Here is a 24,770-nt window from a genome sequence, read left to right as displayed (position 1 = left end):
CAAGGAGTAATTTTGGACGAGAATAGTTACGCTGTTCTCGTCACTTCCCTTTTATGTTAGTAAACGTTTGTATATATAATAGAAAATAGCCGTTATTTTTCTTCTCTCTATTAGTCATGTTAATATAGAGAGAGGAAAGGAACGGTTTTTTTCTGTGAAAAAAATCATTTCAAATTTGTATGGGGAGGTTTCTGATTTGGAAAAAAAAGTCGTATTAGTAGATGGTAATAATATCGCGTATCGTGCTTTCTTTGCACTACCGCTTTTAAATAACGACAAAGGTATACATACGAACGCAATTTACGGTTTTACAATGATGTTAATGAGAATATTAGAGGAAGAAAAACCGACGCATATGTTAGTAGCGTTTGATGCGGGTAAAACGACATTCCGTCATAAAACATATAGTGAGTATAAAGGAGGGCGTCAAAAGACTCCGCCTGAATTATCAGAACAATTCCCGTTTATTCGTGAGATGCTTGATGCATTCAACGTACCGCGTTATGAATTAGAAAATTATGAAGCGGATGACATTATGGGAACGCTAGCAAAAGAAGCGAGTGAACAAGGAGCAAGTGTAAAAGTTATTTCAGGAGATAAAGATTTACTGCAACTTGTTTCTGATAACACGCTTGTATGTATTCCTCGAAAAGGGATTACGGAAGTAGATGAATATACGAAAGAAGCTTTATTTGAGAAATACAGCTTATCACCAAAGCAAATTATCGATATGAAAGGTTTAATGGGAGACCAATCAGATAATATTCCAGGTGTACCAGGAGTTGGTGAAAAAACTGCGATTAAATTGTTAACACAGTTTGGAACGGTTGAAGAAGTGTATGAAAATCTAGATCAAGTAAGCGGGAAGAAATTAAAAGAGAAACTGGAAGCGAATAAGGATCAAGCTCTTATGAGTAAAGATCTTGCTACTATTATTATAGATGCACCGATTACTGTGCATGTAGATGATATGGAATATAAAGGGTATGAACCGAGCGATGTCATTCCAATGTTCGAGAATTTAGGATTTACATCTCTTTTAAATAAATTAGGTGTTACGCCAGAAGAAACGGCTCCAGCTGAATTAGATGATATTACATTTGATATTGTGGAAGAAGTTACAGAAGAAATGCTTCAGCAAGATAGTGCGCTTATTGTTGAAGTACAAGAAGATAACTATCATAAAGCAGACATTCAAGGTTTTGGTATTCAAAATGAAAATGGTTGCTACTTTATTCAGACAGACATTGCTCTTAAGTCAGACGCATTTAAAGACTGGCTTGCAGATGGAGAGATGAGAAAGCATACATTTGATGCGAAGCGTGCAATCGTTGCACTGAAATGGAACGGTATAGATATACAAGGGATTGATTTTGATCTATTAATCGCTGCTTATTTACTTGACCCGGCTGACACAGATAAAGATTTCCGTACTGTAGCGAAAATGAAAGAAACGCATGCTGTGAAATCGGATGAAGAAGTTTACGGAAAAGGCGCGAAGCGTGCTGTTCCAGAGCTAGAGGTAGTAGCGGAGCATGTAGCTCGTAAAGTGCATGTATTATATGATGTAAAGCAAACATTCATTGAAGAGTTAGAAAAGAATGAGCAATATGACCTGTTTACAGAGTTAGAATTACCACTTGCGCGTGTATTAGCTGATATGGAAGTAAAAGGTGTAAAAGTTGATACGGAACGTCTTCGTAGTATGGGAGAAGAACTTGCAGGTAGATTAAAGGAAATGGAACAGGAAATTTATAAGCTTGCGGGAACAGAATTTAATATTAATTCACCGAAGCAGCTTGGTGTTATTCTGTTTGAGAACTTAAACTTACCAGTTATTAAAAAGACGAAAACAGGTTATTCTACGTCAGCTGATGTACTAGACAAGCTTATGGATCACCATGAAATTATTCCAAACATTTTACATTATCGTCAATTAGGGAAACTAAACTCAACTTATATTGAAGGTTTATTAAAAGTTGTACATGAAGATTCATCTAAAATCCATACTCGTTTCAATCAAGTATTAACGCAAACAGGTCGATTAAGTTCAACGGATCCAAACTTGCAAAATATCCCGATTCGATTAGAAGAAGGAAGAAAGATTCGTCAGGCATTCGTTCCATCAGAAGAAGGATGGATTATGTATGCGGCAGATTATTCACAAATCGAACTTCGTGTATTAGCTCATATTGCAAACGATAAAGGGCTAGTTGAAGCTTTCCAAAATGACATGGATATTCATACGAAAACAGCTATGGATGTATTTGGCGTTGAAAAAGATGAAGTAACTTCAAATATGAGACGACAAGCGAAAGCTGTTAACTTCGGAATTGTATATGGTATTAGTGATTATGGTCTTTCACAAAACTTAGGAATTACAAGAAAAGCAGCAGCGGAATTTATTGAGAAGTATTTAGAAAGTTTCCCTGGTGTACAAGAATACATGAATGACATCGTAAAAGATGCGAAGCAAAAAGGATATGTGGCTACATTATTAAATCGCCGCCGTTACATTCCGGAAATTACGAGTCGTAATTTCAATTTACGTAGCTTTGCTGAGCGTACAGCTATGAATACACCAATTCAAGGTACTGCAGCAGATATTATTAAAAAAGCGATGATTATTATGGCAGATCGTTTAGAAGAAGAAGGATTACAAGCGCGTCTTCTTCTGCAAGTACACGATGAATTGATATTTGAAGCACCAAAAGAAGAAATTGAAAAATTAGAGAAGCTTGTACCAGAAGTGATGGAGCATGCAATTGAACTTGCAGTTCCGCTGAAAGTTGATTATTCGTACGGTCCAACTTGGTACGACGCAAAATAAGGAAGTGATGAAATGCCTGAATTACCAGAGGTTGAAAACGTCAGACGGACACTTGAAAATCTTGTAACAGGAAAAACGATTGAAGATGTTATTGTTACCTATCCGAAAATAGTAAAACGACCGGATGATGCAGAAATCTTTAAAGAAATGCTAAGAGGCGAGAAGATTGAAAATATAAAGCGAAGAGGAAAGTTTTTGCTTTTATATGTAACGAATTATGTTATTGTTTCACATTTGCGTATGGAAGGTAAGTTTTTACTGCATCAAGAGGATGAGCCAATTGATAAGCATACGCACGTCCGTTTCTTATTTACAGATGGAACTGAATTACATTATAAAGATGTGAGAAAGTTTGGTACGATGCATCTCTTTAAGAAAGGTGAAGAGTTGAATCAAATGCCTCTCGCTGACTTAGGTCCGGAGCCATTTGATGCTGAATTGACACCGCAATATTTACAAGAAAGATTGCAAAAGACAAATCGCAAAATAAAAGTTGTATTATTAGACCAGCGTCTTTTAGTGGGGCTTGGAAATATATATGTAGATGAAGTTCTATTCCGTTCTCAAATTCACCCAGAACGAGAAGCGTCGTCTTTAACAGCAGAAGAAATCGAACGAATTTACGAGGCGACTGTTACAACGCTAGGCGAAGCGGTAAAGCGAGGCGGAAGTACAATTCGAACATATATCAACTCACAAGGGCAAATTGGCTCATTCCAAGAACTTCTAAATGTATATGGAAAAAAAGGAGAACCGTGTGTGACTTGCGGTACGATATTAGAAAAAACAGTTGTTGGCGGAAGAGGAACGCATTACTGCCCAATTTGTCAGCCGAGAATATAGAAAAGAGATAACATCGGATAGGCATTTGTCATATACATACAGCAGAGCTATGTATAAGGGAGGAGCTTACCGATGTACCTTTATTTATCTCTTATTTTATTAGCTTTTACATTAAGCTTAGATAGCTGTAGTGTAGGGCTAACATATGGTTTAAGAAGTGTAAGAATTCCACTAAGATCAATTATAATTATCGGAATGTGTTCAGCGGCTGTTATGCTTGTTTCAATGGGGATTGGACATATGATCACGAAAATATTTTCACCTGTTATCGCAACGCGTATCGGTGGGCTTGTTCTTATTGGAATAGGAATTTGGGTATTATATCAATTTTTTCGAAGTGAGAAAAAAGAAGAGCTGAAGCAAGAGGAGAAGGTCTGGAAATTAGAGATTGCCTCGCTTGGGTTAGTGATTCAAATTTTACGGAAACCGACTGTAGCAGATTTCGATAAATCAGGCACCATTTCTGCAGGAGAAGCATTGCTTCTTGGTATTGCTCTATCTGTAGATTCGTTCGGTGCTGGAATTGGTGCATCTTTATTAGGGTATGCACCGGCTATGATGGCGATATTAGTTGCAGTGATGAGTTCTTTGTTTTTATTTATTGGAATGAAACTTGGAACAGTTTTATCAAATATGAAATGGTTACAAAAATTTACATTCCTGCCTGGGGTATTACTCATTATTATTGGAATTTGGAAAATGTAAGTATGGGCGTGGAACATTAGTTTCGCGCCTTTTATATTGTGAGGAGGATTATGATGACAGTAGTAATTGGATTAACGGGAGGCATTGCAAGTGGAAAAAGTACAGTGTCTCAAATGTTTCGTGAACTGAGTATACCAGTTATTGATGCAGATATTATTGCGCGAGAAGTTGTAGAACAAGGAAAACCTGCATATAACAAAATTGTAGAGGCATTTGGAACGGAAGTGTTACAAGAAGATGGAGAATTAGATCGTCCAAAACTAGGAAGTGTCGTTTTCTATAATGAAGAAAAACGATTGCAGTTAAATAAAATTGTTCATCCTGCAGTGCGTGAGGAAATGAATAGGCAAAAAGAAATGTACATAAAAGAAGGTATGCAAGCGGTTGTGTTAGATATTCCTCTCTTATTTGAAAGCAAATTAACAAGTCTCGTTGACCGCGTTTTAGTTGTAGCAGTTAAGCCACAAACGCAATTAGAACGTTTAATGAAGCGAAATAATTTTTCAGAAGAAGAAGCAACAGCTCGCATTCAATCTCAAATGCCATTAGAAGAAAAGGTGAAGAATGCAGATGAAGTGATAAATAATGATGGCACAATTATGGGAACGAAAACACAATTGCAGGTTATTTTAAAGAATTGGAACATTATTGACTAAAAAATTGTGAAATTAATGAAAATGCTTAGTGACATATCCCCTTTTTGTGTTATACTATTATTGGGATTGGAGATAAATAGTATAACGCATTCAAGGGGGATAACATATTATGACTCGTGTGGCAATTAATGGATTTGGACGTATTGGGAGAATGGTATTTCGTCAGGCAATAAAAGAAAGCGCATTCGAAATTGTAGCAATCAATGCAAGCTATCCATCTGAAACGTTAGCACATTTAATTAAATATGATACAGTTCACGGTAAGTTTGACGGAACAGTAGAAGCATTTGAAGATCACTTATTAGTTGATGGGAAAATGATTCGCCTTTTAAACAACCGCGATCCAAAGGAATTGCCTTGGACAGATTTAGGTGTTGAAGTTGTAATTGAAGCAACTGGTAAATTTAATTCAAAAGAAAAAGCAATTCTTCATGTTGAAGCTGGAGCGAAAAAAGTTATTTTAACAGCGCCTGGTAAAAATGAAGATGTAACAATTGTAGTTGGTGTGAACGAAGACCAATTAGATATTACAAAACATACCGTTATTTCAAATGCATCTTGTACAACAAACTGTTTAGCACCTGTTGTGAAGGTGTTAGATGAGCAGTTTGGAATTGAAAACGGTTTAATGACGACTGTTCACGCTTATACAAATGACCAAAAAAATATTGATAACCCACATAAAGATTTAAGAAGAGCACGTGCTTGCGGACAATCAATCATTCCGACAACGACAGGTGCTGCGAAAGCGCTAGCAAAGGTTCTTCCACATTTAAACGGAAAACTGCATGGTATGGCACTTCGTGTACCAACACCAAACGTGTCTCTTGTTGACTTAGTAGTAGATGTAAAACGTGATGTGACAGTTGAAGCTATTAACGATGCATTCAAAACTGTTGCAAACGGTGCGTTAAAAGGCATTGTAGAATTCAGTGAAGAGCCTTTAGTATCTATTGACTTTAATACAAATACACACTCAGCTATTATTGATGGTTTATCTACAATGGTAATGGGTGATCGTAAAGTAAAAGTACTTGCTTGGTATGATAACGAGTGGGGCTACTCTCGTCGTGTTGTAGATCTTGTAACGTTAGTTGTTGACGAATTAGCGAAACAAAAAAATGTGCAACATATTTAAGTGAATAAGGGAGAGGGCAAGTGAATATTGCCCTCTCTTTTTTTAATTTTTTCTGAAAAGGAAAAAAATTATATGAGTATATTTTGGAAAGTGGACATACCACGAAGCGTTGTTATTACTGTATTTGTGAATCATTTCTTTTTTTTAGGGAAAAGTAAAGAGGAAAATATGACAGAAAATCGAAAAAACTGTTGTTGCAAAATGAAAATAAACAAAGTATACTAACACTCGTAAACTTAAGAGCTGAGGTACGTAGTCACTACTTAAAGGGTTAGGACCTCTCTGGACTAACTTTCCCCCGTGGTAGTGGAGCAAGCCAAATTGCAAATTAGTTTTCAATTCGAACAGTTAGAATAAATTTACAAGGGGGAACTGTAGAATGGATACTATGGATACGATGGGTCGTCACGTAATCGCTGAACTTTGGGATTGCGATTTCGACAAGCTTAATGACATGCCGTATATTGAACAATTATTTGTGGATGCAGCACTAAGAGCTGGTGCTGAAGTGCGTGAGGTTGCTTTCCATAAATTTGCACCACAAGGTGTAAGTGGAGTAGTAATTATCTCGGAATCACATTTAACAATTCATAGCTTTCCGGAGCACGGTTACGCAAGTATTGATGTTTATACTTGTGGGGATCGTATTGATCCAAATGTTGCTGCAGAATATATTGCAGAAGGTTTAAACGCGAAAACGCGTGAGAGCATCGAGCTTCCTCGAGGCACTGGTAGCTTCGAAATTAAGCAGAGAGAAACAAAAGCTCTTTAAAAAAGAACATAATTGATTTAAAATGTAAAGAGGTGTATAATGCACCTCTTTTTTAGTTTATAAAAAAGGAAAAATATAACGTACTTGTTAGTTAGATAAACTGAGCTCTTACGAATAAGTTAGCACCCTATCTACCATCTTATTTTTGAAAACGGGATGATAAAATAATGCGCTTAAACTTAAAGTGGTAAGAGAGTTAGAATGAGTTATATAATATTGTATATATATTGTCAGATGAAGTAAGTTGAGAAAAAATAAAGAGTATAGTGTAAAGGAGTGAATATATTGCGTTGTCCATCCTGTTCTCATAATGGTACAAGAGTGTTAGATTCGCGTCCGGTAGACGAGGGGCGCTCTATTCGAAGAAGGAGAGAGTGTGAAAGTTGTTTAAGCCGCTTTACGACATTCGAAAGAGTAGAAGAGTCACCTCTTATCGTTGTAAAAAAAGAAGGCACACGAGAAGAGTTTAATAAAGAAAAGATTTTACGTGGCTTAATTAAAGCGTGCGAAAAAAGACCAGTATCTTTAAGGCAATTAGAAGAAGTAACTCAAAGTGTGGAACGTGAACTTCGTAATTTAGGTATATCAGAAGTGAAAAGTGATATGATTGGCGAAATTGTTATGGAAGAACTGCGTGATATTGATGATGTTGCTTACGTACGTTTTGCATCTGTATATCGCCAATTTAAAGATTTAAATGTATTTATTGAAGAATTAAAAGATATACTGCAAAAAGAAAGAGAGTAGAATCTGTATTGTATTCTCTTTACATACCGTAAGTAATGAGATAAGAGAGCTAGAAGCGAAAGCTAATAGCTCTTTTTCGCTAAGAAATTATATAATGAAGATAGAACGAATGAAGTAGAGGATAGATTGGATGAGAGAAAGGAAAAGCAAGAATGGAAAAACAGTCATGGATGGAGCTATTGCCAATTGATCGTTATAAAGTAAGTGCGAAAGGGTTACTGCATAATTACGACCGAAAAGTGTTAACGATGTTGTATCAGCCGTTAATAGGTAGTAGAGCGTTTAGCTTGTACATGACGCTATGGGGAGAGTTAGAGCAGGATCGTGTGTTTGGAAAAGAGAATACGCATCATTCCCTTATGGTGATCATGCAAATGCAGCTTCCCGAAATATATGAGGAACGGGTAAAGTTAGAGGCAATTGGGCTTTTGAAAGTATATATTAAGAAAGAAAAAGATATTCGAATGTTTATATACGAGCTGCAACCACCTTTATCGCCGAAACAGTTTTTTGATGATATTGTTTTAAGTATCTTTTTATACAATCGATTGAGTCGGACAAAATATAATCAAGTAAAGCAATATTTCTTAGAAGAAGAATTTGATTTTGTATCTTATGAAAATGTTACACGTTCTTTCAATGATGTGTTTGGTTCGTTTAATCCAGGTCAGCTTGAGCATGCGCAAGAAGATCTTCGTATTCCAAAAACGACAGCTATGCCAAGTAACGAGAAGGGGGACGCTCCGAAAGTTTGGAATGACTTCTTTGATTTCTCCTTATTTGTAGATGGCTTGTCCGCTCTTGTTCCTAAAAAGGCGATTACAGATCAAGTGCGGGAATGCGTCATTACGCTTGCTTACGTATACGGTGTAGATGTGTTATCGATGCAAAATATCGTTCTTGGTGCGGTGACAGAGATGCAGACAATTGATATTGAAAGGCTTAGAAAAGGAGCACGTGATTGGTATCAGTTCGAAAACGGTCAAGCATTACCTGTATTAAGTGAAAGAGTACAGCCTCACGCTGCACGTATGATGAAAGAGAAAGAGCCTTCTACGCAAGAAGAGATGTTAATAAAACAGTTAGAGGAAATCTCACCAAAACAACTATTGAAAGAGATTTCTGGTGGTGCAGAGGCGACGAAGGCTGACTTGCAAATCGTTGAAGATGTAATGATTAATCAAAAGTTAACGCCAGGTGTTGTGAATGTACTTATTTATTACGTTATGCTACGCTCAGATATGAAACTTGCGAAAACGTATGTGGAGAAGATTGCAGGGCATTGGGCACGCAAAAAGGTTGGTACAGTAGCTGAAGCAATGGCGTTAGCGAAAGAAGAAAACCGTCAATATCAAGAATGGGCTGAGACGAAGAAGAAAGGCCGTACGTCGAAGAAAACGGTCCGAAAAGAAATGGTACCAGATTGGCTGAAAGAAGAGCCGGAAGAACAAGAGAAAGAAACAGAAACAGTGAAGAAAGATGTAAGTAAGAAAAAAGATGCAAATACGTTAGATGATGAACGAAAACGACTAGAAGAAGTGTTGAAAAAATATAAGCGTGATTAATAGAAGAGAATGAACGCTCTTTGAGGTGAGAAAATGGAGCATATTCAAAATTCATTTGCAAAGTTAATGGAAAATGAAAATTTTAAAAATAGATATGAAGTATTAAAGGCGGAAGTAATGGCACATCCGCGTGTGAAAGAATTTATAGACGAACATAAAGGTGAAGTAACAACTTCTATGATTGAGCGCAGTCTTGTAAAATTATACGAATATATTGGACAAAGTGTAGGTTGCGCAGATTGTCCAGATCTAGGTTCGTGTAAAAACATGCTGCAAGGATATGAGCCAAAGCTTGTTATTCAAGGGAAGATGATTGATATTCAATACGATCGTTGCGTTAGAAAAGTAGCATATGACGAGAGAAAGAAATATGAAAAACTCGTTCAAAGTGTATATATGCCAACTGACATTTTACAGGCAACGATGGAAAACTTAGATCCGTCTGATTTAGATGCGCGTATTGATGCAATCGGTGCAGCCAATGAATTTTTAAGTACATATGAACCTGGTAAAAAAGTACAAGGTTTATATTTGTACGGTAAATTTGGTGTAGGGAAAACGTATTTATTAGGAGCAATTGCGAATGAGCTTGCTCGAAAGAAAATTAGTTCGATGCTCGTATATTTCCCTGAATTTCTACGTGAAATTAAAAGTTCGATTCAAGATAATTCGATTGGGGAAAAGATTGATGCAGTGAAACGCGTACAAGTTTTAATGTTAGATGATATTGGAGCGGAAGCGATGTCAAGCTTTGTGCGTGATGATGTGCTTGGTGCAATTTTGCAATTCCGTATGTTAGAAAACTTACCGACGTTCTTTACGTCTAACTTTGATTTCAAGGAATTGGAACATCATTTAACGTATACACAGCGTGGTGAAGCAGAACAAATGAAAGCAGCGCGTATTATGGAACGAATTAAATATTTAGCGAAGCCAATTACAATTGGCGGGAAAAACCGACGTCATAAGTAAAGAGTAAGCTGAAAAGCTTGCTCTTTTTTCGTTTTGAACACTTTTTAGACTAGATGAATTGTAAAACGAAAAGTTCTTATGGAAAATTCATTGTAGCTTGTATCATTTTTTTCTCCCTCCCTTAATATATATAAAATTAGCAAGCCATATCGAGTGGATTTTCTAACGATAGGAAATGTAATTCTACTAAGAGTGAACTTCCACAGGTCGGACTCTTATAGGATTTGTAACGTATAGATACAATCCTTTAGAGCGGGGATAAAAGGGGGGACAAGAGTGATTGAAATTTGCTTCGAAGAAAAAAATGATGCTATGCATGTATACAGACAACTACTGAAAAGAGCGGAACTGTTATATAAGGAAACGAGTGTGTATTTACAGGAACAAAAGATTGTAATTCACATACCGGTAGGTGAATCGAATTATATTGAAAAGATTTTATTGCCAGTAATGGTGTATTTCATTGTGAATGTAAAGCAAAATGAGTGGATTTATACAATTTTAAAAGAAAAGTTTTTTTATGAAGAACAAGAAGAGTGTCATCAAATATTGCATATGGCACAAGAGATTTTAAAGGGAAGAAGAAAAGGGATTGCTCGTGAATTAACACGTCACACATTTGAATCATATATTAAGTCTTCTTTAAATAATTGGCTTTGTGATCCGCTCTCATTCTCGTTTTCATCATATGTTCGTTTTCGTCTTCGTACATATAGGGAAATGGTAGCTAAGCTTGCTGAAGTGGCGATTGATGAGTATAAGTTGGAGCAAGAATATCAAATGTTTATTGAGACGCTCCGGCAACAAGTACGTAGCCGGAAATCACGTTTGTCCTGTGTGCATCTTATTTTTGATGAAAGTTTTATTTTCTATGATGATAAAGGTAGACGTTTAAAACAGGAGAAATTGGTCCAATATATAGATGAGGAATTATTGAAGCAAAAGGATGTATATATTGATACGAAAGTAATTGCACCACTTCTTTCTATTTCGCCAAAAAAAATTTATTTATATACGAAAGAACAAGATCATAATATGATTATTACTTTGCGAAATGTATTTCAAGAACGGGTCCAATTACATGGCTTACATGAGTTTGAGCGCAATGTGAAAAATTTAAAAAATAAAGGTAACGCCCTTGATTTTCTAAGTTTTTGAGCATATAATTACCTACATAAATGAAATATATTGAAATGTTATGATGAGGACATGAGTAGTTTTCTACGATTTTCAGAGAGGGAAGCCTTAGGGTGTGAGCTTCCTAGTACGGGATTATTACTTACCACCTCTAAACTTTAGCAGTGAACGGTTTTTCTAGTAATTGCTAACGGACAACACCGTTATGTTGAACTTGAGCAATTAACAATAAGGTTAATTGGAACAAGGGTGGAACCACGAATTCAACACTCGTCCCTTTTTACGGGATGAGTGTTTTTTATTTTGAGAAAAAGAGGAGTGACCAGTGATGGCAGATGTAGTTAAAATTACTTTCCCTGATGGAGCTGTGAAGGAGTTTCCAAAAGGCGTAACAACTGAAGAAATCGCAGCTTCTATTAGCCCAGGCTTAAAGAAAAAAGCTGTGGCTGGAAAATTAAACGATGAGATGATCGATCTTGTTACACCAATCGAAGAAGATGGTGCAGTTTCTATTATTACATTAGATTCTGAAGATGGCTTATACATTTTACGCCATTCAACAACCCACCTTTTAGCACAAGCGTTAAAACGTTTATATAAAGATGTTAAGCTTGAGCTTGGCATTGGCCCAGTAATCGAAAACGGCTTCTACTACGATATTGATATGGAAGAAGCAATTACAGTTGAAGACTTCAAGAAAATCGAAAAAGAAATGCAAAAAATTGTGAACGAGAACTTAGAAATCGTTCGCCATGAAGTACCACGTGCAGAAGCACTTCGTCGCTTTGAAGAAATCGGCGATGAGTTAAAATTAGATTTAATTAACGATCTTCCAGAAGATGCGATTATTTCAATCTATGAGCAAGGCGAATTCTTCGACCTTTGCCGTGGTGTTCACCTTCCATCTACAGGGAAAATTAAAGTATTTAAATTATTAAGCGTTGCGGGTGCTTACTGGCGCGGTGATAGCAATAATAAAATGCTACAACGTATTTACGGTACTGCATTCGTTAAGAAAGCAGAATTAGATGAGCACTTACGTATGCTTGAAGAAGCAAAAGAGCGCGATCACCGTAAATTAGGTAAAGAATTAAAACTATTTACTAATAGCCAAAAAGTAGGACAAGGTTTACCACTTTGGTTACCAAAGGGTGCAACAATCCGCCGCATTATCGAGCGTTACATCGTTGATAAAGAAGCGAGCTTAGGCTATGATCACGTATACACTCCAGTATTAGGAAGCAGAGAGCTTTATGAAACTTCTGGTCACTGGAATCACTACCGTGATGGTATGTTCCCATCAATGGAAATGGATAATGAAGAGTTAGTTCTTCGTCCAATGAACTGCCCTCACCACATGATGGTTTATAAAAACGATATTCACAGCTACCGTGAATTACCAATCCGTATTGCGGAACTTGGAACAATGCACCGCTATGAAATGTCAGGTGCGTTATCTGGATTACAACGTGTACGCGGAATGACTTTAAACGATGCGCACATTTTCGTACGCCCAGATCAAATTAAAGAAGAGTTAAAACGTGTTGTAAACTTAACGCTAGAAGTGTACAAAGATTTCGGTTTAGAGAACTACTCATTCCGTCTATCTTATCGCGACCCAGCAGATACTAAAAAGTACTATGCTGATGATGAGATGTGGGAAAAAGCACAAGGTATGTTAAAAGAAGCTATGGATGAAATGGGTCTTGATTACTACGAAGCTGAAGGTGAAGCGGCATTCTACGGTCCAAAACTTGATGTTCAAGTTCGTACTGCTCTTGGAAAAGACGAAACACTTTCAACTGTACAATTAGACTTCTTACTTCCAGAACGCTTTGAACTATCTTACGTTGGTGAAGACGGTAAACAACACCGTCCAGTTGTAATTCACCGTGGTGTTGTATCAACTATGGAACGTTTCGTAGCCTTCTTAATTGAAGAATACAAAGGTGCATTCCCAACTTGGTTAGCTCCAGTTCAAGCACAAGTAATTCCAGTTTCTCCGCAAGTACATTTAGACTATGCGAAGAAAGTACAAGATGAATTACGCCGTGCTGGTATCCGTGTTGAATTAGATACTCGTGAAGAGAAAATTGGTTACAAAATCCGTGAAGCACAAATGCAAAAAATTCCGTACATGCTTGTAGTAGGTGACAATGAAGTAACTGAAAACGGCGTAAACGTACGTAAATATGGTGAACAAAAATCAGAAACAATCGCATTAGATGCTTTTGTTGATATGATTAAAGTAGAAGGTAAACGATAAGAAAGAGCCGCGGTATACCGCGGCTTTTCTATGTAATATAAGCTAGATGAATTGGAAAAAATAACTATGTAACACTTATCATAAAAAAGTATTGCAAGTATGTTAGTTGTTTGTTACAATATTTCTTGTTGTTAGTAAAACACATCGCGTCTTCTTGACAGACGTTATGTCCTATGATAAACTCATCAAGGATAATAGAATATTGTTTTGTGGAACAAGTAGAAGCACCCGCTTCTCACCTGATGGACGCATTCGCAGTTAACAGGTAATGTATTTCTTACTTAAGATTTTACAAGTGTGGGTGTCGTATGCCCGCACTTTTTTTGTCGGGTTCTATGACTACAAAATATGTTCTGAAAAAACCTTGGAGGTGGCTTACTATTAGCAAGGATATGATGATTAACGAGCAAATTCGTGCACGTGAAGTACGTTTAGTTGGCGCAAATGGCGATCAACTTGGAATCAAGTCTCGTAATGACGCTTTAGACTTAGCTGCAAATCTTAATCTTGATTTAGTATTAGTTGCTCCAAATGCGAAACCGCCAGTATGCCGCATTATGGACTACGGTAAATTCCGCTTTGAGCAACAGAAAAAAGAAAAAGAGCAGCGCAAAAATCAAAAAGTAATTAGCATGAAAGAAGTTCGTTTAAGTCCAACAATTGATGAACACGACTTTAACACAAAACTTCGTAATGCTATCAAGTTTTTAGAGAAAGGCGACAAGGTTAAAGCGTCAATTCGCTTTAAAGGACGTGCCATTACTCATAAAGAAATCGGTCAACGTGTTTTAGATCGCTTCTCAGAAGCTTGTGCTGAAGTTAGTACAGTTGAATCTAAGCCTAAAATGGAAGGACGCAGTATGTTCTTAGTTTTAGCACCGAAAAACGATAAGTAATAGATAGAGGAGGAAATACCTATGCCTAAACAAAAAACTCATCGCGGCGCTGCAAAGCGTTTCAAAAAGACTGGATCAGGTAAACTGAAACGTTCTCACGCTTACACAAGCCATTTATTCGCTAACAAATCTACAAAAGCTAAACGTAAACTACGTAAAGCTGGTGTAGTAAGCGCTGGTGACTTCAAACGCATTCGTCAAATGCTTGACAACTTAAAATAAGTTCGGCTGATATATAGAACAATTAGGAGGTAATATTATGCCAAGAGTAAAAGGTGGTACAGTTACTCGTCAACGTCGTAAAAAAGTAATTAAATTAGCAAAAGGTTACTACGGTTCAAAAAATACATTATTCAAGGTTGCTAACCAACAGGTTATGAAATCTCTAATGTATGCATTCCGTGACCGCCGTCAAAAGAAACGTGACTTCCGTAAATTATGGATTACACGTATCAACGCAGCAGCTCGTATGAATGGTCTTTCTTACAGCCGCTTAATGCACGGTCTTAAAAATGCTGGCATCGAAGTTAACCGCAAGATGCTTGCTGACTTAGCTGTTCATGACGAAAAAGCTTTCGCTGAATTAGCAACAGTTGCAAAAAACAACATTAACTAATTAATTAGTTGAAACCTTAGAAGATTTTTCTTCTAAGGTTTTTTTATTTGTATGCAAAGAGAAGAAGTATGTTGTTATCGATATGACAAAAGGAATATAAAAGTAATAGCGATATAGAAGAATATACATATGAAGTCAGGAGAATCCTCCTGGCTTTTTTTTATTATACCCCTTTGGAAAGAAGAGTATCTTTCCTAGGTGAAACGACACTGCTATAATGGAAAGATGATATGGAACTTTCATCAGATAAAATAAATTTTTTATCAGTGGGCAATCCCGGGATAATTATTAACTATCACCAATCGGAGTGAACAATCTAATCGTGATGATTGAAACGTATTTGTAAATTAAGGACAAGCTATTTTGTAAAGAGGTAAATGGCTGACTTATTAATAAGAAACGAAAAATAATAATGAACTTTGAGATGAAACAACATTGTTGCGTAAAATGCGATGTTGGAGGAGGACAATAGAATGGACTTACTACAACTATTTAAATTACAAAAAGAGTTAGATGACCGTATTGCGAAAGAACATGACTTACAACCGAAAAAGTTGTTAAAAGAAAAAATGTTAGCTCTTCTTGTAGAAATTGGAGAACTAGCAAACGAAACACGTTGTTTTAAATATTGGAGCAACAAACCAGCATCAGAACGTGAAGTAATATTAGAAGAATACGTAGATGGTTTGCATTTTATTTTATCAATTGGAATTGATTTAGGTATCGATAAAAACTTCCTATTCTATAAATGTGCACAAACGAATAAAACACAAGTAGAAATTTTCTTAGACACATATGCGAAGGTAATTCGTTTTACAGATCAACCATCTATTACGAACTATATTGAATTATTTACAAGCTATCTTCGACTTGGACAAGCGCTTGAGTTTGAACAAGAAGAGATTGAAAAGGCATATTTAGATAAAAACGAAGTAAATCATCAGCGTCAAACACAAGGATACTAATTTAATTTTTGAATATTTCAATTTCGTTTTGTATAATGAAGTGACTGAAGAAAAAGGAGGGTGTTGGCAATGACAAAATTAGACGCGACATTGACAATGCTAAAAGAATTAACAGATGCACGTGGTATTGCGGGTAACGAGCGTGAGCCACGCGAAGTAATGAAGAAATATATTGAGCCGTTTGCGGACGAACTTTCTACTGATAATTTAGGAAGTTTAGTTGCGAAAAAAGTAGGGGAAGAAAACGGCCCGAAAATTATGGTTGCTGGTCATTTAGATGAAGTTGGCTTTATGATTACGCAAATTGATGACAAAGGTTTCCTTCGTTTCCAAACTGTTGGTGGCTGGTGGTCACAAGTTATGCTTGCACAGCGCGTGACGATTGTAACGCGTAAAGGAGATGTAACAGGTGTAATTGGTTCAAAACCACCGCACATCTTACCTCCAGAAGCGCGTAAGAAGCCGGTTGAAATTAAAGACATGTTCATCGATATTGGTGCTTCTAGCCAAGAAGAAGCGATGGAGTGGGGCGTACGACCAGGAGATCAAGTTGTACCTTACTTTGAATTCCAAGTGATGAAGAATGAAAAAATGTTACTTGCAAAAGCATGGGATAACCGAATTGGTTGTGCAATCGCAATTGACGTATTAAAGCAATTAAAAGATGAAAAGCATCCAAACGTTGTATACGGCGTAGGGACTGTACAAGAAGAAGTCGGTCTTCGTGGTGCGAAAACATCTGCAAACTATATTAAACCAGATATCGCATTCGCAGTAGATGTTGGTATCGCTGGAGATACGCCAGGTGTAACGGCAAAAGAAGCGCAAAGTAAAATGGGTGATGGACCACAGATCATTTTATATGATGCTTCTGTTATTGGACATACAGGTTTACGTGACTTTGTAGTTGATGTTGCTGACGAATTACAAATTCCGTATCAATATGATTCAGTAGCTGGCGGAGGAACGGATGCAGGTGCAATTCATATTGCTGTAAATGGTATTCCGTCTATAGCAATTACGATTGCAACGCGCTACATTCATTCTCATGCGGCAATGTTGCACCGTGATGACTATGAAAATGCAGTGAAGTTAATTGTAGAAGTTATTAAACGTCTTGATAAAGAGGCTGTACATAACATTACATTTAATTAATAGAAAAAGCGAAGGAGATTTTCCTTCGCTTTTTTATGTTTTAAAAAGGTCTTTCTAATCCTGCAGCAGTATGAGCTCCTAAAATAATTAAACGAGTTAATTGCATAGCCATGAAATGCGGGGTATATATCATCCCTCTTTTTAGCCATGACATAATCATCCCGATATGAGCTCCTGTTACATAGCTAATCAAAATATCACGAGGAACCATAAGATCTTTATCATCTGGTTGTGAAATAGATAAGCTTAATGTTAAATGTACTTGTATCGTTTTCATCATTTTATAAGAGTAGTTTCCGGCAGCTTTATCTCCAAGCATAACATTATAGAAATTCACATTTTCTGCGATGTGTTCAAATAAAGCTAAAAAGGTCGGATGAGGTGAATCAAATGTTAGTTGAAAATCTTCTTTATTTCTATTCTTCGGTTTAATTACTTCTGTTAGCTTCTCTAACATTTCTTCAATGCTCTTGTCTAATAGGTCATATTTATCATGGTAATGGCTATAAAATGTAGCGCGGTTTACAGGAGCACGTTCGGCGATATGTTGAACAGTTACATTTTCAAAACCTTTTTCGCCTACTAAAGCGACAAAAGCATCCTGTATGAGTTGTCTCGTCCGCTTAACACGTGGATCATTTGTATTTTTAATAGACATTTTACTTCTCCCCGTTTAATTTTCTGTACTTAAACAACATATTGGTATTATATTGTTGTTTAAGCGACATTTCATACGTAAATTGTTGGTTGTAGTTTCAAAATAATTATTTATAATTATAAACGATAGTCCTTCAGAAATCAGCACCGCTCGCAGGTAGATAAATTTCGATTTACACCGCAGATGGTGTGATTTTTTTGTTTAAAGGTTAACATAATTAACAATTAAACACTCTAAACAATAAGGACGTAAATAGTTTAGAAAAAAATTATATGCGATATAAGGAGAGGAATGCAATGAATCAGTTTCGAAGAATGGTGATTATCAACATTATCACATTAATTGTACTAGTTGGCGGCGGTATTGGCGGTTATTACTATTACAATCAAGCGGAAAATTACTTGAAAACAGACAATGCAAAAATTGATGGAAAGGTAATTCCGATTGCATCACCAGTAGCGGGTAAATTAACGGACTGGAAAGCTGAGGTAGGTAAGAATTACAATGAGAATGATAAATTAGGTGCTGTCACTGTAGCAGCAGCTAATGGAGAACAAACAGTAGATGTAACAATTCCGCAAAATGCAACAGTTGTACAATCAAACGCAACAACAAATGCTTTCGTTGGAGCAGGTAGCCCGATCGCTTACGCATTTGACATGAACGATTTATGGGTAACAGCAAACATTGAAGAAACAGATGTTGATGATGTTCAAAAAGGTCAAGATGTAGATGTGTATGTAGATGCATACCCAGATACAACATTATCAGGAAAAGTAGAGCAAGTGGGCTTAACAACAGCGAACACATTCTCTATGTTACCATCAAGCAACGCAACAGCGAACTATACGAAAGTAACACAAGTAGTACCAGTTAAAATTTCTTTAGATCATAGTAAATCAGTAAATATTGTTCCTGGCATGAATGTGACAGTTCGTATTCATAAGTAAGGGGGAGATGAGATGTCCTCAATCATAATTGCAGGATATGCACTATTTTGTATAATCGTCTTCTTCCTTGTAAATCGTCTTTTACGAAAGAAAAAAACGAATGTGGGAGAAGAACAAGTCCCAGCCGTAAGTAAAATAGAAGTAAGTAAAGTAGAAACAGAAGAGAAAGAAATTGAACGGAAGCAAGAATCGGAAATCTCTAATGTAGTTGAGTTAGAAACAGGAAATCAAGAAGAAGTAAAACAAGAAAAAGAAGTGCCGAAAAAACAAATGTCTATGCCTGTAGAGAATGTGAACGTAAAAGCAGTTGTAGCTGTATTAATTCTCGGCATGTTCGTTTCTATTTTAAACCAAACAATCATTAACGTTGCATTGCCACCGTTAATGAATGAATTTAACGTTTCAACTTCAACAGCACAATGGTTAATTACAGGTTTCATGCTTGTAAATGGTATTTTAGTACCGATTAGTGCCTTTTTAGTTTCGCGATTTACGTATCGTAAATTATTCGTAGCAGCAATGTTATTCTTCACTGTAGGATCTATCATTTGTGCTATTTCAGGAAACTTTACAATGATGATGACGGGCCGCGTTATTCAAGCGGTTGGTGCGGGTATTTTAATGCCGGTTGGTATGAATATCTTCATGACATTATTCCCGCCTCATAAGCGCGGAGCAGCGATGGGATTACTAGGTGTAGCGATGATTTTAGCACCAGCTATCGGACCAACTGTAACAGGTTGGGTGATTGAAAATTACAGCTGGAACTTAATGTTCTATGCGATGTTTATTATTGGTTTAATTATTACGTTCCTATCTTTAAAATTCTTTACACTAGCTCAGCCAGTGTCTAAAACGAAATTAGATATATTTGGTGTGGTTAGTTCAAGTATTGGACTAGGAAGCTTATTGTATGGATTTAGTGAAGCTGGAAATAATAGTTGGACTAGTGCAGAAGTCATTATTTCACTTGTTATCGGTGTAATTGGTTTAGCGTTATTTATTTGGAGAGAGTTAACAACGGACAATAAAATGCTTGATTTACAAGTGTTTAAATATCCAGTATTTACTTTCACTTTAGTAATTAACGCAATCGTAACGATGGCATTATTCGGAGGTATGCTATTACTTCCAGTATATCTACAAAATATTCGTGGCTTTACGCCAATTGAATCTGGTTTACTACTTCTTCCAGGATCATTAATTATGGGAATCATGGGACCGGTAGCGGGTAAATTATTCGATAAATATGGCATTCGTCCATTAGCAATAATTGGATTGGCAATTACGACGTATGCGACATATGAATTTACAAAATTATCGATGGATACACCGTATAGCGTTATTATGACGGATTATATTATACGTTCAATTGGTATGTCATTCATTATGATGCCAATTATGACAGCAGGTATGAACGCACTGCCGATGAAATTAATTTCTCACGGTACAGCAACGCAAAATACGTCAAGACAAGTAGCGGGTTCAATTGGGACAGCGATTTTAATTACACTTATGACGCAACAAACAACTGCTCACGTAGCAGATTACGGTAATATGTTAACAACGTCAAATCCAATTTTAGTTGATAAAGTACACGGTATGGGGCAAAGCTTAGCGGCCTTAGCCGGATCAGCGCAAGCAGGAGATGCGATGGGCACACAACTATTATATGGACAAATTTCAAAGCTATCTGCAATTAATGGTATTAACGATGCCTTCTTAATTGCAACAATACTCGCAGGTGTTGCTTGGGTGTTATCGTTCTTCTTACCATCAGGCAATAAGCCAAATAGAAAAGCAGGGAATTAATTTCCCTGCTTTTTTGTGTTTTTTATGCAGTTAGATATAAAAGATGATAACCAGTTACAGAGCACAATCCTGTTATAACCAAAATCGTCCCCATAGAACGAATACTCGATATTTGTCTTCCGCTTATAATAGCTAATAGTCCAGCTAAAGAGAAGAAACACCAATATAAAGTTCCCGAAATTGGAACAATCCTCTCTAAATCTATTCCAGAGCCTATACAAATGATAGGAACAACGATAAGTAATATGCTAATTAAACCAGCTATAATAGTAAGTGATTTACGACATTTCATACCAGCAATAATTAAAAAAATACCAACGATAAATGCGCATAACATTAAAGTAAGAGCTAAAATCATCCAAGTTAATATTCCAAACACTTTTGCATTACCTCCGATTTGTAAGTTGCTAAAAATATTATATATAGAATGAATCACCTACAGACATGAGCTCCCAGAAGATAACACCTAATATTCCAGTGGTAAAAATAATGAATCCCATATTACGTATACTTTTAATTTTTGCTTGTACTCCACTTACCCCTGCTAATAATCCAGTTAAAGAAAATAGGGTCCAGTAAAGAGCAGTTGGAATCGGGAAAATTGTATCGATATGAATCCCTACACTTAAAAGAACAAAAGGTAGTGTGACAAAGGATAGGCTAAGTAGCCCCATTAAACCAACGCGTAATTTCCGATATTTAATCCCTGTTACTATTAAAAAAATACCACCAACAATCCCACATAGTAAGAGAAGTGGCGTAAAAAGCATCCAAATAATACTGAACATATGTAAACTCCTTTATGTGAATTAAGTTATATTTTACTACATGAGGTTTATTTTGGATATTATTAATAAATATGTATAAATTGATAGAAATGAGTAGTACCGATACGAATTAATAGATATAGAGCATGTTAGAGAGGAGTGGGCATATGAAAATTACAGAAGAGAACGTTGCAATGCAGCTAAGAAAAAGGGATGAAAAAGCGTTATACTTTATTATCGACCAGTACGGCGGACTTATAAAAAGTATTGTTCAGAAGCATTTAGCTTCTTTTCAAGATGTGCAAGAGGAATGTATGGATGATGTGTTGTTGGCGATTTGGAATCATATTGAAAAGTATGATGAAGAGAAAAATACGTTAAAAAATTGGATTGCAGCTATTACAAAATATAAATCTATCGATTATGCGAGGAAATATGCGAAGACAGTAAATGAAAAAGGATTAGATCAAATAGGTGAAATAGCGATGCATACCGATACTACTAAAAATGAAATGAGTAATGATATGGAACATATATTAAATCATTTAAAGAAGAACGATAAAGAAATCTTTATGAAGCATTACGTGCAAGAGGATAGTGTAGAAGATATTGCGGAGAAAATGGGAGTGAAAACTTCTTTTATATACAATCGTCTATCGAGAGGTCGAAAGAAGCTAAGGGCATTATTTTTACATAACCGGATGAAATAAATAAGAAGAGAGGTGAAGAAAATGAAAGATCCATATGAAATGTTAAATGATATAAAAATGGATGAGAATGAATATGAAGAGGTTAACTTAACGCACATAGAGAAAAAGAAAATAAAAAAGCGAATTCGTAAAAAAATAAAAACGAACAAAGCTCATACGAAACGGAATATAGCTATTGTAACAACGGCTGCGGCATTATTTATCATGATGATGACTGTAGATATGAGAAGGATGATTGCAGATATACCGTTAATCGGAAGTAAAATGGAAGACTACGTGAACAGTAGAGGCGAACCTTTAAAAGAATATAAAACGACAATAGGACAAACAGTTTATGATAACGGTGTAGAAGTACGATTAGATGAAGTGATGATAGATGAGGGGCAGATTATTGTTAATAGTACGTTTAAGTCTAGTCGTATCAATTTAGAGGGCTCTTATCCTAGCCCTGATATTTATATAAATGGAAAACAGTTAAATGGTAGCGGTAGCGGCGGGGACAAGAAAATAAATGAATACACGTATACATTTTTCTCAAATATAGATTTAAAAGATGGTGAAATGAACCCTCTAGAAATTCATGGAGAATGTGATATACAAGTTGTATATAGAGATATCTCTTTAAAAGAAGAGAATTCAACATGGAAAGGAGAATGGGGCTTTTCCTTTAAAGCATCTGGAGACAAATTAAAAGCTGAAACGAAGACAATCCCAATCCATAAACATTTTAAATTAGAAAATGGTCAAAAAATAGAAGTGGAAGATTTAAAAGTTTCTCCTATATCTACGAAGTTGAACTATAAAATGTTGAATGGAACAAAATTAGAAGTGAAATTTATCGCGAAAGATCAAGATGGAAACGAGCTAATACCACATTCAGGCCTTACATTATCAAAAAATAGTTATTGGCGATTTGAAAAGCTAGAAGATCGTGTAACGAAAATTATACTGACGCCTGTCCTAACTTCTGGTGAAGAAGGAGAAAAGAAAACGAATTATCGAAAAGTGCTAACGGAAGAAGAGTTTGAAGTTGTTATAAAAGAGTAAAAAGAGGTATCGCGATGATACCTCTTTTTAACTTAAGAATGCCAACATATTATTCATAATATGAAGTAACATAGCTGGAATAATGGATTTTGTTTTTTTACATAAAATAGCCATTAATAATCCCAAGAAGAAAGTAATTACCATTACCCCAAGTGAGTATGTATGAGCGATCCCGAAGAAGAAACTTGTTACGATGGCTGCAATCCAAAATGGAAAGCGTTCAGAGAAGAAGTGAAGTAAAAAACCACGGAAAATAAGCTCTTCAAAAATTGGTGTGAGTATTGCAAAGCTGAGAAGTAATAATATTTGATACTGCTTAAAAATGTCTAAGTTTAGTGCGGAAGATTGCTGCTTTGTTGCGTCTTGGAACACATAATTTAACAGTATGTAATTGAGTATGATGTTTATAACGAAGAAAAGAAGTAAGTATACGTATGTGCGCCATTCTTTCAGTGCTTTAAAGTTAAAAGATTTTAATAGTAAATTTTTTGCGGGTTCGAATTTAAAAATGAAGAATAACAACACGGTTAGTTGTAATACGGTACTTGCAGTATTGGCAATAGATTCGTACAGGGCAATTTGTTTTTTATCTGTAAGACCTGCTGTATAAATTGTTAAGGGCATTGCGAGGAACACAGTAATAAGTCCGGTTCCAAAAAAAGCAAATAAAACGGAGCTAATGAATTGTCCCCATGACATAGAGTGTTTCTGTTCATAAGGAAGTTGTGTAGCGGGTTGCATATTTAGAATCACCTCTTTATATTTGTATATTTAATTATAAAGTATTTCGTTTTTGAATGTAACATTTAAATATTACATATAAAGGTTTATTTTCCATAAAATAATAAAAGAGGTATCACCCTATAGTGATGCCTCTTTCTTATTGATAACTATGTTCTGCTTTGTTATTCGATTTTGATTGCTCTATTTGCAATTCACGCTCTACCAATCGATCTAACTGCTGAATTGCTTTTAGTGCTTTTTCATAAGAGATAGTCCGGTAATGGTGCGCTCCTCCCGGTTCTTCATCTGCTTCATCTGCCCACTTAATAATGTTTTGTAGAGGTGTTCTTTCAAGTGATTGTTCTACTAGGAAAGAATCAGTATGCAATAGAATTGCAACAGAAATTTCTTTTGCTTGCTTTGGATGTTCGCCTAATCGGATTAATAACTTATGAGCTCGTTCCGCTCCTTTAATTGCATGGATATCATTCTTTTTATATAAGTCATAGTCCCATTCGCCGCCTGTGTACCACGTATGATGTCCGATATCATGAAGGAAACCAGCTTTTGTCGCAGCATCGACTGAGGCGTGATGCTTTTTAGCTAAGTGAAACGCATGGTAAGCGACAGCAATCGCGTGGACCATCCCAGAACGATTTACGTATTTTTGTGTAATATGGTGTTTAAAAATTTGTTCAAGCGTAATACGGTGCATAAAACATTCACTCCTTTTATCTAATGGTGTATATGAAGAAAAATCGATCGGTTTAAATGTATTTTGAACATTGTACTCCATCGAGTAGCGTTAGTAAAGTAGAAATGTTTAGGGAAAGAAAAAAA

At 36.1% G+C, this 24,770-nt stretch carries 25 protein-coding genes and 2 other annotated features; of the genes, 20 read left to right on the top strand and 5 right to left on the bottom strand.

The window, feature by feature from the left end:
* Window positions 1–196 precede the first annotated feature (196 nt).
* The 16 genes from polA to ACQVV1_RS20200 all read left to right on the top strand — a co-directional run bounded on the left by polA (window position 197) and on the right by ACQVV1_RS20200 (window position 17,263).
* A complete protein-coding gene (gene polA / locus ACQVV1_RS20275; protein ID WP_242252523.1) occupies window positions 197–2,830 on the top strand; it encodes a DNA polymerase I in 2,634 nt (877 codons plus the stop codon).
* 12 nt (window positions 2,831–2,842) lie between these two features.
* Window positions 2,843–3,673: a DNA-formamidopyrimidine glycosylase gene (gene mutM, locus ACQVV1_RS20270; RefSeq protein WP_063224731.1), complete on the top strand. Its 831-nt coding sequence runs from the start codon at window positions 2,843–2,845 to the stop codon at window positions 3,671–3,673.
* A gap of 72 nt (window positions 3,674–3,745) precedes the next feature.
* The gene (gene ytaF, locus ACQVV1_RS20265; RefSeq protein ID WP_431169434.1) at window positions 3,746–4,378 is read left to right on the top strand and encodes a sporulation membrane protein YtaF; all 633 of its coding nucleotides are present in this window, start codon (window positions 3,746–3,748) and stop codon (window positions 4,376–4,378) included.
* Between the two features lie 53 nt (window positions 4,379–4,431).
* Window positions 4,432–5,034: a dephospho-CoA kinase gene (coaE, locus tag ACQVV1_RS20260; protein WP_242252527.1), complete on the top strand. Its 603-nt coding sequence runs from the start codon at window positions 4,432–4,434 to the stop codon at window positions 5,032–5,034.
* A 109-nt stretch (window positions 5,035–5,143) separates the two neighbouring features.
* Window positions 5,144–6,172 carry a glyceraldehyde-3-phosphate dehydrogenase gene (locus tag ACQVV1_RS20255; protein ID WP_000198973.1) on the top strand — a complete coding sequence of 343 codons (1,029 nt, stop codon included), beginning with the start codon at window positions 5,144–5,146 and terminating at the stop codon, window positions 6,170–6,172.
* 388 nt (window positions 6,173–6,560) lie between these two features.
* Complete coding sequence (speD, locus tag ACQVV1_RS20250; protein ID WP_002003660.1) at window positions 6,561–6,944, top strand: adenosylmethionine decarboxylase; 384 nt, start codon at window positions 6,561–6,563, stop codon at window positions 6,942–6,944.
* Window positions 6,945–7,229: 285 nt separating this feature from the next.
* Window positions 7,230–7,691, top strand: a complete 462-nt coding sequence (gene nrdR / locus ACQVV1_RS20245) for a transcriptional regulator NrdR (RefSeq protein WP_001203687.1) — start codon at window positions 7,230–7,232, stop codon at window positions 7,689–7,691.
* A gap of 152 nt (window positions 7,692–7,843) precedes the next feature.
* The gene (locus ACQVV1_RS20240; protein WP_242252528.1) at window positions 7,844–9,256 is read left to right on the top strand and encodes a replication initiation and membrane attachment family protein; all 1,413 of its coding nucleotides are present in this window, start codon (window positions 7,844–7,846) and stop codon (window positions 9,254–9,256) included.
* Between the two features lie 33 nt (window positions 9,257–9,289).
* The gene (gene dnaI / locus ACQVV1_RS20235; protein WP_098760125.1) at window positions 9,290–10,228 is read left to right on the top strand and encodes a primosomal protein DnaI; all 939 of its coding nucleotides are present in this window, start codon (window positions 9,290–9,292) and stop codon (window positions 10,226–10,228) included.
* A gap of 276 nt (window positions 10,229–10,504) precedes the next feature.
* Window positions 10,505–11,386 carry a putative sporulation protein YtxC gene (gene ytxC / locus ACQVV1_RS20230; RefSeq protein WP_063224735.1) on the top strand — a complete coding sequence of 294 codons (882 nt, stop codon included), beginning with the start codon at window positions 10,505–10,507 and terminating at the stop codon, window positions 11,384–11,386.
* 31 nt (window positions 11,387–11,417) lie between these two features.
* Window positions 11,418–11,646, top strand: a binding site (T-box leader).
* 47 nt (window positions 11,647–11,693) lie between these two features.
* Window positions 11,694–13,631 (top strand): threonine--tRNA ligase, encoded by a 1,938-nt coding sequence (thrS, locus tag ACQVV1_RS20225; RefSeq protein ID WP_431169432.1) that lies wholly within the window; start codon window positions 11,694–11,696, stop codon window positions 13,629–13,631.
* 210 nt (window positions 13,632–13,841) lie between these two features.
* Window positions 13,842–13,961: a sequence feature (ribosomal protein L20 leader region), on the top strand.
* A gap of 62 nt (window positions 13,962–14,023) precedes the next feature.
* Window positions 14,024–14,527: a translation initiation factor IF-3 gene (gene infC / locus ACQVV1_RS20220; protein ID WP_000973215.1), complete on the top strand. Its 504-nt coding sequence runs from the start codon at window positions 14,024–14,026 to the stop codon at window positions 14,525–14,527.
* Window positions 14,528–14,548: 21 nt separating this feature from the next.
* Window positions 14,549–14,749 carry a 50S ribosomal protein L35 gene (gene rpmI, locus ACQVV1_RS20215; RefSeq protein ID WP_001125945.1) on the top strand — a complete coding sequence of 67 codons (201 nt, stop codon included), beginning with the start codon at window positions 14,549–14,551 and terminating at the stop codon, window positions 14,747–14,749.
* Between the two features lie 37 nt (window positions 14,750–14,786).
* Complete coding sequence (gene rplT, locus ACQVV1_RS20210) at window positions 14,787–15,143, top strand: 50S ribosomal protein L20 (protein WP_001138362.1); 357 nt, start codon at window positions 14,787–14,789, stop codon at window positions 15,141–15,143.
* A gap of 473 nt (window positions 15,144–15,616) precedes the next feature.
* A complete protein-coding gene (locus tag ACQVV1_RS20205; RefSeq protein ID WP_000365050.1) occupies window positions 15,617–16,108 on the top strand; it encodes a dUTP diphosphatase in 492 nt (163 codons plus the stop codon).
* A gap of 69 nt (window positions 16,109–16,177) precedes the next feature.
* Entirely contained in the window at window positions 16,178–17,263 is a 1,086-nt protein-coding gene (locus tag ACQVV1_RS20200) for a M42 family metallopeptidase (protein ID WP_431169431.1), read from the top strand.
* A gap of 40 nt (window positions 17,264–17,303) precedes the next feature.
* Here ACQVV1_RS20200 and ACQVV1_RS20195 read toward each other — a convergent pair whose 3' ends face one another.
* The gene (locus tag ACQVV1_RS20195) at window positions 17,304–17,921 is read right to left on the bottom strand and encodes a TetR/AcrR family transcriptional regulator (protein WP_063224737.1); all 618 of its coding nucleotides are present in this window, start codon (window positions 17,919–17,921) and stop codon (window positions 17,304–17,306) included.
* Between the two features lie 296 nt (window positions 17,922–18,217).
* Between ACQVV1_RS20195 and ACQVV1_RS20190 the strand changes: the two genes are divergently transcribed.
* Window positions 18,218–18,871 carry an HlyD family secretion protein gene (locus ACQVV1_RS20190; protein ID WP_063224738.1) on the top strand — a complete coding sequence of 218 codons (654 nt, stop codon included), beginning with the start codon at window positions 18,218–18,220 and terminating at the stop codon, window positions 18,869–18,871.
* A 12-nt stretch (window positions 18,872–18,883) separates the two neighbouring features.
* On the top strand, window positions 18,884–20,683 hold the full coding sequence (locus ACQVV1_RS20185) for a DHA2 family efflux MFS transporter permease subunit (protein WP_242252530.1): 1,800 nt from the start codon (window positions 18,884–18,886) through the stop codon (window positions 20,681–20,683).
* 22 nt (window positions 20,684–20,705) lie between these two features.
* Here the strand turns inward: ACQVV1_RS20185 and ACQVV1_RS20180 are convergent, their stop codons facing one another.
* Together ACQVV1_RS20180 and ACQVV1_RS20175 are read right to left on the bottom strand one after the other, a co-directional pair.
* Window positions 20,706–21,062: an ammonia permease gene (locus ACQVV1_RS20180; protein ID WP_242252531.1), complete on the bottom strand. Its 357-nt coding sequence runs from the start codon at window positions 21,060–21,062 to the stop codon at window positions 20,706–20,708.
* A 37-nt stretch (window positions 21,063–21,099) separates the two neighbouring features.
* The gene (locus ACQVV1_RS20175) at window positions 21,100–21,471 is read right to left on the bottom strand and encodes a DNA-binding protein (RefSeq protein WP_309259404.1); all 372 of its coding nucleotides are present in this window, start codon (window positions 21,469–21,471) and stop codon (window positions 21,100–21,102) included.
* Between the two features lie 146 nt (window positions 21,472–21,617).
* On the opposite strand from ACQVV1_RS20175, the gene ACQVV1_RS20170 reads away from it, so the two are divergent.
* Both ACQVV1_RS20170 and ACQVV1_RS20165 read left to right on the top strand, forming a co-directional pair.
* A complete protein-coding gene (locus tag ACQVV1_RS20170) occupies window positions 21,618–22,160 on the top strand; it encodes a sigma-70 family RNA polymerase sigma factor (RefSeq protein WP_242252533.1) in 543 nt (180 codons plus the stop codon).
* 21 nt (window positions 22,161–22,181) lie between these two features.
* Window positions 22,182–23,207, top strand: a complete 1,026-nt coding sequence (locus ACQVV1_RS20165) for a DUF4179 domain-containing protein (RefSeq protein WP_242252534.1) — start codon at window positions 22,182–22,184, stop codon at window positions 23,205–23,207.
* A 27-nt stretch (window positions 23,208–23,234) separates the two neighbouring features.
* Here the strand turns inward: ACQVV1_RS20165 and ACQVV1_RS20160 are convergent, their stop codons facing one another.
* Window positions 23,235–23,948, bottom strand: coding sequence for a CPBP family intramembrane glutamic endopeptidase (locus tag ACQVV1_RS20160; protein ID WP_242252537.1), 714 nt, complete (start codon window positions 23,946–23,948; stop codon window positions 23,235–23,237).
* Window positions 23,949–24,087: 139 nt separating this feature from the next.
* Window positions 24,088–24,645, bottom strand: coding sequence for an HD domain-containing protein (locus ACQVV1_RS20155; RefSeq protein ID WP_000554798.1), 558 nt, complete (start codon window positions 24,643–24,645; stop codon window positions 24,088–24,090).
* Window positions 24,646–24,770 lie beyond the last annotated feature (125 nt).

The sequence above is a fragment of the Bacillus basilensis genome (assembly GCF_050630465.1).
GTDB classification, from domain to species: domain Bacteria; phylum Bacillota; class Bacilli; order Bacillales; family Bacillaceae_G; genus Bacillus_A; species Bacillus_A basilensis.
Note: the sequence above shows the minus strand (reverse complement) of the source record. Positions and strands in the feature narration are given on the sequence as shown.